Genomic DNA, 12333 nt, shown 5'->3' with positions numbered 1-12333 from the left:
GGAAGCGGCAGTCATGACTTCGGCATCCGTTCTCGACTCCATCATCGAAGGAGTCTGCGCCGACCTTGCCGCGCGAGAGGCCCTCGTCCCCTTGGCGGAAGTCAAGGCGGCGGCCGAGGCCATGCCTCCGCCACGGGATGTGATGGCGGCGCTGCGTGAGCCCGGCATCGCGGTCATCGCTGAGGTGAAGCGGGCGAGCCCGTCGAAAGGCCAACTGGCGCCCATCGCCGACCCGGCAGAGCTGGCCAGCTCCTACGCGGACGGCGGGGCCCGCGCGATCAGCGTGCTGACCGAGCAGCGGCGTTTCAACGGCTCGCTGGCCGACTTGGACGCGGTACGCGCAGCGGTCTCGGTTCCGGTGCTGCGCAAGGACTTCATCGTGCGGCCGTACCAGATTCACGAGGCCCGCGCCCACGGCGCGGACATGCTGCTGCTGATCGTGGCGGCGCTCGAACAACAGGCGCTGGAGTCGATGCTGGACCGTACCGAGTCGCTCGGCATGACCGCACTGGTCGAGGTGCACACCGAAGAAGAGGCCGACCGTGCATTGACCGCCGGCGCCAAGGTGATCGGCGTCAATGCGCGTGACCTGACCACCCTGGAGGTCGACCGCGACTGCTTCGCGCGGATCGCGCCCGGACTGCCCACCGAGGTGGTCAAGATCGCCGAGTCCGGGGTGCGGGGCACCGCCGACCTGCTGGCCTACGCCGGCGCCGGCGCGGACGCCGTCCTGGTCGGCGAGGGACTGGTCACCAGTGGCGACCCGCGAGCGGCCGTTGCCGATTTGGTCAGTGCGGGTAAGCATCCGTCCTGCCCGAAATCGGCTCGCTAAATGTCAGACATTTCGCACCCGAGCCTTCCGCGTGCCAGCGCCGGAGTGGCCGAGCCGACCGCGCATGATCCGGATGCCCGCGGGCACTTCGGTGTCTACGGCGGCCGCTACGTCGCCGAAGCGCTGATGGCGGTCATCGAAGAGGTCACCGCCGCCTACGACAAGGTGCGCAACGACCGTGAGTTCCTCGACACCCTCGACGACTTGCAGACGCACTACACCGGCCGGCCCTCACCACTGTATGAGGCCGAGCGCCTGACCGCGCACGCCGGCGGCGCCCGCATCTTCTTGAAGCGAGAGGACCTGAACCACACCGGTTCCCACAAGATCAACAATGTGCTCGGCCAGGCACTGCTGGCGCGACACATGGGCAAAACCCGGGTGATCGCCGAGACCGGCGCCGGCCAGCACGGGGTCGCCACCGCGACCGCGTGCGCCCTGCTCGGCCTGGAATGCGTGATCTACATGGGCGCCGTCGACACTCGCCGTCAGGCCCTCAACGTGGCCCGGATGCGGCTGCTGGGCGCCGAGGTGGTCTCGGTCGAATCCGGTTCGCAGACCCTCAAGGATGCCATCAACGAAGCCTTCCGGGACTGGGTCACCAACGCCGACCACACCTATTACTGCTTCGGCACCGCGGCCGGTCCACACCCGTTCCCGACCATGGTGCGCGACTTCCAGCGGATCGTCGGCCTGGAGACGCGCGTCCAGATTCAGCAGATGGCGGGCCGGCTGCCCGACGCCGTGGTGGCGTGTGTGGGCGGGGGATCGAACGCCATCGGCATCTTCCACGCGTTCCTCGACGATCCGGCGGTGCGGCTGATCGGTTTCGAGGCCGGCGGCGACGGCGTCGACACCGGCCGGCACGCCGCGACATTCGCCGGTGGCTCCCCGGGTGCTTTCCAGGGGTCGTTCTCCTACCTGCTGCAAGACGACGACGGTCAGACCATCGAGTCGCACTCGATCTCGGCCGGTCTGGACTACCCGGGTGTGGGACCGGAGCACGCCTGGCTGCGTGAGACCGGGCGCGCGGAATACCGGCCGATCACCGACACCGAGGCGATGGATGCCTTCGGAATCCTTTGCCGCACCGAGGGAATCATTCCGGCGATCGAATCGGCGCACGCGGTGGCCGGAGCACTCAAGCTGGCGACCGAGCTGGGACCCGGCAAGGTCATCGTGGTCAACGTGTCGGGTCGCGGCGACAAAGACGTGGAGACCGCGGCCAAGTGGTTCGGTCTGTTCGACGAGGCAGGAGACGCGTCGTGACCGACCACGCCGGCGACCGGCTGGCCCCGCTGTTCGCGGCGTGCCGTGCCGAGGGCCGCGCTGCGCTGATCGGTTATCTGCCGACCGGCTACCCGGACGTGCCGGGCTCTATCGCCGCGCTGACTGCCCTGGTCGAATCCGGTTGTGACCTCATCGAAGTCGGCGTGCCCTATTCCGATCCGGGAATGGACGGCCCGACCATCGCACGCGCCACCGAGACCGCCCTGCAGGGCGGGGTGCGGGTGCGCGACACACTGACCGCGGTCGAGGCGATCGCAGGCGCCGGTGGACGCGCCGTGGTGATGACCTACTGGAATCCCGTGCTGCGCTACGGCGTCGACGCGTTCGCCCGCGACCTGGCGTCAGCCGGCGGACTGGGTCTGATCACCCCCGACCTGATCGTCGACGAAGCCGACGACTGGATGGCCGCATCCGAGCAGCACGCGCTGGATCGGATCTTCCTGGTGGCCCCTTCCTCGACGCCGCAGCGACTGTCCGAAACCGTCAAAGCGACCCGCGGATTCGTCTACGCCGCTTCCACGATGGGCGTCACCGGCGCCCGAAACACGGTGTCGAACGCGGCGCCGGAACTGGTGGCCAGGGTGCGCGAAGTCTCCGACATCCCCGTCGGGGTGGGACTGGGCGTGCGCTCGGGCGCACAGGCCGCCGAAATCGGTGCCTATACCGACGGTGTCATCGTGGGTTCCGCGCTTGTCACCGCGCTCACCGATGGCCTGGATGAGCTGCGGTCGTTGACGCAAGAGCTTGCTTCCGGTGTACGTCAAAAGGTTTCAACGCGATGACGTTGGATTGGCTCACCTACTTTCCCAGTCCTGCGCGAGGGGTCTGGCACCTCGGACCGGTGCCGATCCGGGCCTACGCGCTGTGCATCATCATCGGCATCGTCGTCGCCCTGCTGCTCGGTGATCGGCGGTGGCGGGCCCGTGGCGGAGAGCCGGGTGTCATCTATGACATCGCGCTGTGGGCGGTGCCGTTCGGCCTGATCGGTGGTCGGCTGTATCACCTGATGACCGACTGGCGGACCTACTTCGGCGAGGGCGGCGTCGGATGGGAAGCGACGCCGCGGATCTGGGACGGCGGTCTGGGGATCTGGGGTGCGGTGGCACTCGGTGGAGTCGGAGCGTGGATCGGCTGCCGCCGCCGTGGGATCTCCCTGCCGGCGTTCGGCGACGCGGTCGCGCCAGGGATTGTGTTGGCCCAGGCGATCGGGCGCATCGGGAACTACTTCAATCAGGAGCTCTACGGCAGGGAGACGACGCTGCCGTGGGGCCTGGAGATCTTCTGGCGAGAAGACGCCGCCGGGGTCCGCGATCCACACCTGCTCGACGGCGTGTCGACCGGGGAGCTGTACAAGATCGTTCAGCCCACGTTCTTGTACGAGTTGTTGTGGAACCTCGTGGTGTTCCTCGTGTTGATCTATGCCGACCGACGGTTCCGCATGGGGCACGGACGGTTGTTCGCGCTCTACGTCGCCGGCTACTGCATCGGCCGGTTCGGTATCGAGTTGCTCCGTGACGACGCGGCCACCCATATCGCCGGCATCCGGGTCAACTCGTTCACCTCGACGTTCGTCTTCATCGGTGCGGTGGTGTACATCCTGCTCGCGGCCAAGGGGCGGGAAGATCCCGAAGCCATCCGTCGGGCATGGCAACCCGAGGACACCGCCGAGCCTGACGCTGCCGAATCGGCAGAGCCCGAAGCGGAGCCGCGCGAGGAGCCCGACGAGAAGGAGTTGGTGGCCGCAGGCGTCGCCAACGGTGTCGGGTCCGTGGTTCGGGTGCCGAAAAGGCTTACCGGCGAAGCCGAATCGGCAGAGAACGAGACCGACGACGAATCCGAGACTTCCGAAGAGGAAGAGCTGGAAGCGGCGCCCGCCGAGTCGGACGTCGACGGGGACACCGAAGCCGACGAGGAAACCCCCACTGAGGACACCGGCGACGCCGAGGAGGCCGAGGTAGTCCAGGCGGACGCCGCAGAGGCCGAGCCGGAAGCGGCTGGGGATGCCGACGAAGACGAAGCGGCTGAACCCGAACCGGACGCCGACGCCTCAGAAGACGGCGAACACCCCGACGAGCCCGTTGACGAGCCCGTTGACGACGTCGCCGACGAGCCCGAAGCGGTCGAAGCCGAATCAGACGAAGCCGAAGCCGAATCGGGAGAGGCCGATGAGTCAACCGACTCGGACGCCTCGGACGACGCTGACCAGCGCTGATCGCGGGCCACGCGCCCTATCTGACATTTCTGGCATGCTGCAGACATGACCGTTCCGTCGTGGCCCCCCGCGGGCCCGCAGGGCGGGGGACAGCCCTACCCGCCACCGCCGGGCTATCCGGGCTTTTATCCGGGCTACCCGGACATCTGGGCGCCCTACGGCCGTCATCCGAGGACTGGGCAGCCCTACTCGCCGAAGTCGAAAGTCACCGCCGCGCTGCTACAGCTGTTGGGGTTCTTCGGTTTTCTCGGGTTCGGTCGCATGTACCTGGGGCAGACCGGCCTGGGCTTGGTGCAGCTGTCGATCGGTGTGTTGGCCACCATCACCACATACGGGCTTGGGATCGTCGTGCCGTTCGTCTGGGGTGTCGTCGACGCGATCCTGATGCTGACCGGGCGGGTGCACGACAAGCAGGGTCGACCGCTGCGCGACGTCACCTGATCGGCCGCCGCACCCGTGCGTCACACGGTTTTTCGCTTGCGGCAACCATTCCTGAGGAAGGCAGCTCAGCCGGCCCGACTATGCTGGCGCCGTGAATAGACGCGGAAAGATCGTCTGCACTCTTGGTCCTGCGACCCACTCCGCGGAGATGGTCCGGGCATTGGTCGACGCGGGCATGGACGTGGCCCGCCTGAACTTCAGCCACGGTGCTCACGAAGACCACCAGGCGTCCTACGAGTGGGTGCGCAGCGCCTCGGACGCCACCGGGCGAGCAGTCGGTGTGCTCGCCGACCTTCAAGGCCCCAAGATCCGATTGGGGCGTTTCGCCGACGGCCCCACCTACTGGGCGAACGGCGAAACGGTGCGTATCACCGTCGAGGACTGCCCCGGCGACCACGACCGGGTGTCGACCACCTACAAGCAGCTGGCTGCCGATGCCGCCCCGGGCGACCGGGTGCTGGTCGACGACGGCAAGGTCGGGCTGGTCGTGGAGCACATCGACGGCAACGACGTGGTCTGCACGGTCACCGAGGGTGGTCCCGTCAGCAACCACAAGGGCATGTCGCTGCCGGGCATGAACGTCTCCGCGCCGGCGCTGTCGGAGAAGGACATCGACGACCTGGAGTTCGCGCTGAAGCTCGGCGTCGACATCGTGGCGCTGTCGTTCGTGCGCTCACCGTCGGACGTGGAACTGGTGCACGAGGTGATGGACCGGGTCGGCCGCCGCGTTCCGGTGATCGCCAAAATGGAGAAGCCGGAAGCCATCGAGAATCTCGAGGCTGTGGTCCTGGCCTTCGACGCGGTCATGGTGGCCCGAGGTGACCTGGGCGTGGAGCTGGCACTCGAAGAGGTGCCGCTGGTGCAGAAGCGCGTCATCCAAGTGGCACGCGAGAACGCGCGCCCGGTGATCGTGGCGACCCAGATGCTGGAGTCGATGATCGAAAACTTCCGGCCCACCCGGGCCGAGGCCTCCGACGTGGCCAACGCAGTGCTCGACGGCGCCGACGCGGTGATGCTGTCCGGGGAGACCGCGGTGGGCAAACACGCCCTCGACGCCGTGCGGACCATGAGCCGGATCATCTGTGCGGTGGAGCAGAACTCCACTGCGGCACCGCCGTTGACGCACATTCCGCGTACCAAGCGCGGCGTCATCTCGTTTGCCGCGCGGGAGATCGGCGAGCGCCTGGACGCCAAGGCGCTGGTGGCGTTCACCCAGTCGGGGGACACCGTGCGCCGGCTGGCCCGCCTGCACACTCCGCTGCCGCTGTTGGCGTTCACCGCGCTGCCCGAGATCCGCAGCCAGTTGGCGATGACCTGGGGCACCGAGACATTCATCGTCCCGCAGGCACACACGACCGACGGCATGATCCGCCAGGTGGACAAGGCCCTGCTGGATCTGGGTCGCTACGAGCGCGGTGATCTGATGGTCATCGTCGCAGGCGCGCCGCCGGGAACCGAGGGCTCGACCAACATGATTCACGTGCACCGGATCGGGGAGGACGACATCTAGTGTCGTCCGAGCCGAACACGGATCTCGAGGAGCTGCTGGCCGTACTGGATCTCACGGGTGTCGACGACGACGTCTTCGTCGGATCGCACCCGAGCAAGACACCGTTGCGCACCTTCGGCGGTCAATTGATGGCACAGTCGTTCGTCGCGGCCAGCCGCACAGTGGCCGAGCACCTGCCGCCCGGTGCGCTGTCGGTCCATTTCATCAATGGTGGTGATCCGGCCCGCGACATCGAATTCCGGGTGCACCGGCTACGCGACGAACGCCGGTTCGCCAATCGCCGCGTCGACGCGATGCAGGGCGACACTTTGATCGCCACCTCAATGGTTTCCTACCTCTCCGGGGGGAGCGGACTCGAGCACAGCGTGGAGGCGCCCGCGGTCGCCGAGCCGGAGACGCTGCCCAGGCTGCGCGAACTACTCAGTGGCTACGAGGAAGTCGTCCCGGGTTTCGTGAAGGCGCCCCACCCGATCGAGTGGCGCTATACCAACGACCCGGCCTGGGTGATGCGCGATAAGGGCGGACAGCTCGGCCACAATCGGGTTTGGGTCAAGGCCGACGGAGTGATCCCCGAGGACCAGCTGCTGCACACCGCGATGATGGTCTATTCGTCGGACACCACGGTGCTCGATTCGATCATCACCACCCACGGGTTGTCGTGGGGCTTCGACCGGATCTTCGCGGCCAGCGCCAACCACACGGTGTGGTTTCACCGGCCGGTACGGTTCGACGACTGGGTGCTGTATGCGACGTCGTCACCGGTGGCAACGGACTCCCGCGGATTGGGCACCGGACACTTCTTCGACCGATCCGGGCAACTGCTGGCCACCGTCACACAGGAAGGCGTGCTGAAGTACTTCCCCAGCTCCAAGCGCTAGGCCGGCATCAGCGCGGTGTCCGATTCCTCCTGCACCATCGGGGCGTCGGCACCGCTGCCGAAGGTGTTCTCGAAGTGCTCACGGAATCGTTCGGTGCACTGCTGCTGGGCGTCGGTGTCCGAGCCGGCCTTCGTCATGCACGCCACGTAGTCGCCGCCGCCAGCGGTCCGCCAGATTCCGACATAGACAAAGATGCAGCCAATACCGGCGATCACCGCAAGCGCGCCCAAGACGATCCCGGCGAGTGCGACGCCGCCGTTGTCGGCTTCCCCCCGCTTGGCTCGGCCGCGCCCGATGAATCCGAGCACGATGGCCGCCAGGCCCAGTCCGACGCCACCGACCACCGACAGCGCGGTCACAATGCCGGCGATCGCCACGATCAGGGCCGCGATGCCCGCACCGTTCTTGAGTATCGGAGCCGCCCCGGGCGGGGGATAGCCGGGGTATTGCCCGGGCGCCGGATACGGGTACGGATAGCCCGGCGGAGGGTAGCTACCGCCGGGCGACGGCCAGGACGGCTGAGACTCGGGCGACAGCGAGGGCATGCCGGACTCGGGCATTGAGCAGACTCCACATCAGAGCTTTAGGCAGGTGTGAAAACGGATCAGGACTCAAGGGTACCCGCGACAGCGCCTAGGGGGCCGCCGCACGTTAGGCGCAGGCTATCCGGCCGACAGCGCGGTGGCGACCTCGCGGGATGCGCTCCGAATCTTGAGCGCGGTGGCGATCTCGACGACGCCGATGACGATCAGCCAGCTGCCGACGACGACCGCCAGCACCCACAGCGACGCGAACGGCGATGCCAACGTCACCAGACCGGCCAGCAGACTGATGACGCCCATGAAGATCTGCCAACCCCGGCCCGGCAGCGCCGGGTCGCTGATGGCCGCGACGGCGGTCGCCACCCCGCGGAAGATGAAGCCGACTGCGATCCAAATCGCCAGCAGGAGCACCGCCAAGGCTTCTTCGTCGGAGTTGAAGTGCCGGAAACACAGGACGGCCAGGATCACCGACGCGGTGCCGCTGAGGAACAGCAGCACCCGCCCGCCGGCGGACATGACGGGCAGGCTGAAAGCGAAGATCAACTGGGCGATTCCGGTGACCACCAGGTACACACCGAACAGCACCGCAGCAGCAAGGATGGACCGGCCCGGCCAGACCAAGACCAGCACACCCAAGACGAGGGCCAAGACACCGGAGACCAGTGTCGACTTCCACAGATTCGGCAGCAGGCTCGAAACCGTTGTTTCCATGGCCGCAGTCTGGCACAGATACCGCATTCCGGCCGGGTATTGGCTGCCGTTCAGCGACTGGAGATGACCTGCGTGGTCTGGCGGGCGTAGATCTCGGCCAGGAACTGCTCGACGGCTACGGCGGTGTGCGCAGCCCGGGGCGAGCCGAAGATGTCGAACGCGTGCTGAGCCAATGGCAACTCGGCATAGACCACCGGGCTCGTGCTGATCTCCCGCAGCCGGTCGGCGAATGCGCGGCCCTGCTCCACCGGCACCAACGAATCATTGGTTCCGTGCAGCACGAAAAAGGGTGGGGCTTCGGAAGATAAATACGTCATCGGGGAGGCGTCCCGGTAGGTGTCCGGGAAGCGCCGCCGGCTCTGCTTGAACACGTAGGCCCCCAATGCCGGGGTCAGCAGCGGATGCAGCCCGGTCTCGCCGGTGAAGTCATAGATCCCGTAGAACGGCACCGCCGCGCGCACGCTGGTGTCCGCGTCGGCGAAACCCGGCTGAAAACGCGGATCGTTTGCGGTCAGCGCGGTGAGAGCGCAAAGGTGACCACCCGCCGAACCACCGGTCGCCGCGACCCAGTCCGGATCGCCACCGAAGTCGGCGATGTGCGCTTTGGTCCATGCCAGGGCCCGCTTGACGTCGATGATGTGGTCGGGCCAGGTGGAACGTGGGCTCAGCCGGTAGTTGATCGACACACACACCCAACCGCGTTCCACCAGGTGGGCCATCAGCGGATGTGCTTGGCCGCGTTTGCTTCCCACCATCCAGGCACCGCCGGGTATCTGGAGGAGAACCGGTGCGCGGCCGTCGCGGGGGAGGTCGCGATGCCGCCACACATCGAGGGTGTTGCGGCCGCCGTATTCGCCGTAGGGGATGTCGGAGTCGGTGGCGTAGTCCTGGTAGACCCGCATCATTCGCACCACGCCGGGCGCCTTGGCGATTTCCGCGTCCGGGCCCGGCCGCTCCCACAAGTCGCGGCTTTCGGTGCGCCGTCCTGCACCGAGTTCGGCATCCAGCGCCGCGGTCAGCGGCTTATTGGCGGTGCGCCCGGCATAGTTCAGCCCCAGCAGGCCCAGCCACGAGAGCGCCGACAGCAGCCAGCCGGTCCGCCGAGCCCGCGGTGACAGCCGCCGGGTCAACGCCGCCAACGCCGCGGACTGACCGGCGATGAGCGGCAGCGGCAGCTCCGAGGCGAACAGGCCGAAGGCGAACGCATACAGCGACGGATAACCGCGCTTGGTCAGCGGGCGGTAACCATTGATGGTGTTGGCCAGACCGGCCAGCGAGCCGAGCACGGCCAAAAGCCTTGTCATTGCGCTCCTCAGCATTGTGGGACGACCTGATCCGGCACCCTACCGAAGCCGGTCGGACCACCCGATCTGTGCGGCGGTCCCAGCTTCGCCTCTCCTGCGTCGAGGCTCGCTGAACCACCGGGTCAGCCCGCGGGGGTCGCCGACAGAGAGCGGGACGCCGGACCGTGTGAGGCCGGGGTACGGGCATCGACCAGAAACCAGGTGTGCATAACGCCTTTGCCTTTGACTTCGACGTCGCCGCGCTCCTCGAACACGAAGTCCTCGTTGAGTCGCTCGTAGACCGCTTGCGGCACTTGGATGCGGTTCTGGGTGCCGGTCGACTCCATCCGGGAGGCAAGGTTCACCGCGTCGCCCCACACGTCGTAGAAGAACCGGCGGTTACCGACGACGCCGGCCACCACCGGCCCGGTGGCCAGCCCGATCCGCAGCGACACCGGCCGCCCCAGCGGATCGCGCAGTTCGGCGACGGTGGCGGCGATGTCCAGTGCCAGTCGAGCCAGCGCGTGCAGGTGATCAGGCCTCGGGTCGGGAACTCCGCTGACCACCATGTAGGAGTCGCCGCTGGTCTTGATCTTCTCCAGGCCGTGCTGGTCGACGAGCCGGTCCAGCCCGCTGTAGAGCTCGTTGAGAAACTCGACCAGTTGCCCCGGGTCGGTCTGGCTGGCCCGTCGGGTGAAGTCGGCGATGTCGGCGAACAGCACCGAGGCGTCCGGGTAGCTGTCGGCGATCACGTCCACCGCCGGGTTCTTCAGTCGGTCGGCGACCGCCGTGGGCAAGATGTTGGCCAGCAGGGCTTCGGACCGTTCGTATTCGGCCTCCATCGCCGCTTCGGCGTGGGAGATCTCGCGCAGTGCGAACCAGACCGTGGCGACCACCATGAAGCATGCCGAGACGACGACCAGCACGTAGGACAGGTTGTGCAGCCACTCCGGTTGGTGCAGGTTGTCGGCCGGGACCAGGAACTGCAGGGCGATGGTCAGCGCTGCGCCGATGCCTGCCACGACGGCGGCCAGCTTGATCCGGTCCACGCCGAGAATGAGCACGCTGATCGACGCCGAGGCCAGAAAGTAGAACTGGATGCCCGACCCGGTGCCCACCACCCAGCAGACGACGGCGGTCGTCAGGTAGGCGATACCGACGAAGGTCAGCGGCGCGATGAGCTCGCCGTAGCGGTAGAGCAGCGGAGTCAGGGCCAGCGCGGCGGCGGCCACCAGGTTCAGGGCACCGATCCACCAGTAGGTGGGGTCGGCCCAGATCTCCAGCATTCCCCACCCAGCGCTGATGATCGCCGCCAGTCCCGCGGACACCTTGAGGATCCGCAGCCGCTGCGACAGCCGCGCCGCGTAATGCCGGGTGCGGGCCGGTATGCAGTGCGTGCGCCGGTAGGGGGTCTGAGCCTCGGCCGGTACCGCGAGGAACCGCTTGACGGACACAACCGACAGCCTAATCCGCTGAGCTGGGCCGTTGGCGGTTTCACCAGGTCGGGGGCTTGCGTCTAGGGTCAGCGCTCATGGTGATGCGTTCCGTCGCGCTGTTCGTGTTGGCTGCTATCGCCGAAATCGGGGGGGCCTGGCTGGTGTGGCAGGGGGTGCGGGAGCACCGCGGCCTGCTGTGGGCCGGTGCCGGGGTGATTGCCCTGGGGTTGTACGGCTTCGTGGCGACCCTGCAGCCCGACGCCCAATTCGGCCGGATCCTGGCCGCCTACGGTGGGGTGTTCGTCGCCGGCTCGCTGGCGTGGGGCATGGCGTTCGACGGATTCCGGCCCGACCGTGCCGACGTCCTGGGTGTACTGATCTGTCTGATCGGGGTGGGCGTGATCATGTATTCGCCGCGCTGACGCGGCGTCAGCCGACGGGTTCGATACCCGAACTTGAGATCACAAAGCCGCGCCCTGACGGCTCCACAGTGCAGGTGACGCCGCTGGCGTCCGACTGGCAGGTGAACGGTCCGGCACCCGCGCTCTGGCCGAACGGAAGAATCGGTTGATCGAACGGGGGATTGGACAAGCAGTTGATGCTGTCACGGCAAATCGACAACTCCCCGTCGCTGTCCATCGATACGTGCTGCGACGGATTTACCGACATGCAATAGGCCGCATCGGGCAGTTCTCCTCGCCGGTAATTGATTTCGCAGTTGAACCCGGCCCGCGTCCCGAAGAACGGCACAAAGGGCAGATGGCACGATTCGCAGTCGTCGTAGCTGGGCTCGCGCGCAATCTCTTGCAGCGGGTCGCGTTGGAGGAGGTTGCCGCCGACGCCGCCGTCATGTCCGGATGATGCGTCCTCGTACTGTCCGCGAGCCTTGGCCGGCACGTGCTTGGTGTCTTGCGGGTGGTTCGAGGTCCAGAAGAGAAAGCCGACCGACACGCACAACAGCAGCACCAGCACGCCCAGCACAGATTTCCTCAACGGCCCTCCTCGGCTGCCGCAACCCCGGCGCCGCCGAGTCTAGGTTCGCTGAGGTCCGTACGTGGCGACAATGGCGAACGGCGTGACCGATGCAACCGTAGGAAGGCCGGGAAGCCCCGAGCTGGTCCCGAGCGGCACGCACCGACGCCCGGCCACATCTTCCGGCGGGCGTCGCTTTCCTACCGAATATCTGCTTACGGATGTC

General features: G+C 67.2%; 13 protein-coding genes. 8 read left to right on the top strand and 5 right to left on the bottom strand.

All coding sequences use genetic code 11. The features are described 5' to 3' along the window. Positions 1-13: 13 nt before the first annotated feature. From trpC to ABW16_RS04250, 7 genes are all read left to right on the top strand, one after another. Positions 14-832: an indole-3-glycerol phosphate synthase TrpC gene (gene trpC / locus ABW16_RS04280; protein WP_046286467.1), complete on the top strand. Its 819-nt coding sequence runs from the start codon at positions 14-16 to the stop codon at positions 830-832. After that, on the top strand, positions 833-2101 hold the full coding sequence (gene trpB / locus ABW16_RS04275; RefSeq protein WP_047317900.1) for a tryptophan synthase subunit beta: 1269 nt from the start codon (positions 833-835) through the stop codon (positions 2099-2101). Beyond that, entirely contained in the window at positions 2098-2904 is an 807-nt protein-coding gene (gene trpA / locus ABW16_RS04270) for a tryptophan synthase subunit alpha (RefSeq protein ID WP_047317899.1), read from the top strand. Before trpB ends, trpA begins: the two co-directional genes overlap by 4 nt. Next, the gene (gene lgt, locus ABW16_RS04265; protein WP_047317898.1) at positions 2901-4334 is read left to right on the top strand and encodes a prolipoprotein diacylglyceryl transferase; all 1434 of its coding nucleotides are present in this window, start codon (positions 2901-2903) and stop codon (positions 4332-4334) included. Before trpA ends, lgt begins: the two co-directional genes overlap by 4 nt. Positions 4335-4379: 45 nt before the next feature. After that, the gene (locus ABW16_RS04260; protein ID WP_047317897.1) at positions 4380-4775 is read left to right on the top strand and encodes an NINE protein; all 396 of its coding nucleotides are present in this window, start codon (positions 4380-4382) and stop codon (positions 4773-4775) included. 91 nt (positions 4776-4866) lie between these two features. Further along, complete coding sequence (gene pyk, locus ABW16_RS04255; protein ID WP_047317896.1) at positions 4867-6285, top strand: pyruvate kinase; 1419 nt, start codon at positions 4867-4869, stop codon at positions 6283-6285. Beyond that, the gene (locus ABW16_RS04250) at positions 6285-7163 is read left to right on the top strand and encodes an acyl-CoA thioesterase II (protein ID WP_047317895.1); all 879 of its coding nucleotides are present in this window, start codon (positions 6285-6287) and stop codon (positions 7161-7163) included. Before pyk ends, ABW16_RS04250 begins: the two co-directional genes overlap by 1 nt. Here ABW16_RS04250 and ABW16_RS04245 read toward each other — a convergent pair. The 4 genes from ABW16_RS04245 to ABW16_RS04230 form a co-directional block, all read right to left on the bottom strand. Then, entirely contained in the window at positions 7160-7723 is a 564-nt protein-coding gene (locus tag ABW16_RS04245; protein WP_047317894.1) for a DUF4190 domain-containing protein, read from the bottom strand. The two genes, ABW16_RS04250 and ABW16_RS04245, sit on opposite strands and share 4 nt — an antisense overlap. A gap of 102 nt (positions 7724-7825) precedes the next feature. Then, positions 7826-8434, bottom strand: coding sequence for an HdeD family acid-resistance protein (locus ABW16_RS04240; protein WP_047318108.1), 609 nt, complete (start codon positions 8432-8434; stop codon positions 7826-7828). Positions 8435-8466: 32 nt separating this feature from the next. After that, positions 8467-9735 (bottom strand): alpha/beta hydrolase, encoded by a 1269-nt coding sequence (locus ABW16_RS04235; RefSeq protein ID WP_047317893.1) that lies wholly within the window; start codon positions 9733-9735, stop codon positions 8467-8469. Between the two features lie 107 nt (positions 9736-9842). Further along, positions 9843-11153, bottom strand: a complete 1311-nt coding sequence (locus tag ABW16_RS04230) for an adenylate/guanylate cyclase domain-containing protein (protein WP_052956787.1) — start codon at positions 11151-11153, stop codon at positions 9843-9845. Positions 11154-11230: 77 nt separating this feature from the next. On the opposite strand from ABW16_RS04230, the gene ABW16_RS04225 reads away from it, so the two are divergent. After that, on the top strand, positions 11231-11557 hold the full coding sequence (locus tag ABW16_RS04225; protein WP_047317892.1) for a YnfA family protein: 327 nt from the start codon (positions 11231-11233) through the stop codon (positions 11555-11557). 7 nt (positions 11558-11564) lie between these two features. Here ABW16_RS04225 and ABW16_RS23800 read toward each other — a convergent pair whose 3' ends face one another. Then, the gene (locus tag ABW16_RS23800) at positions 11565-12116 is read right to left on the bottom strand and encodes a hypothetical protein (RefSeq protein ID WP_052956786.1); all 552 of its coding nucleotides are present in this window, start codon (positions 12114-12116) and stop codon (positions 11565-11567) included. Between the last annotated feature and the right edge of the window lie 217 nt (positions 12117-12333).

Source organism: Mycolicibacter heraklionensis (assembly GCF_001021505.1).
Taxonomy (GTDB): Bacteria; Actinomycetota; Actinomycetes; order Mycobacteriales; family Mycobacteriaceae; genus Mycobacterium; species Mycobacterium heraklionense.
The sequence above is the reverse complement of the archived record's forward strand: the minus strand, read 5'-3'. Positions and strand labels throughout refer to the sequence as shown.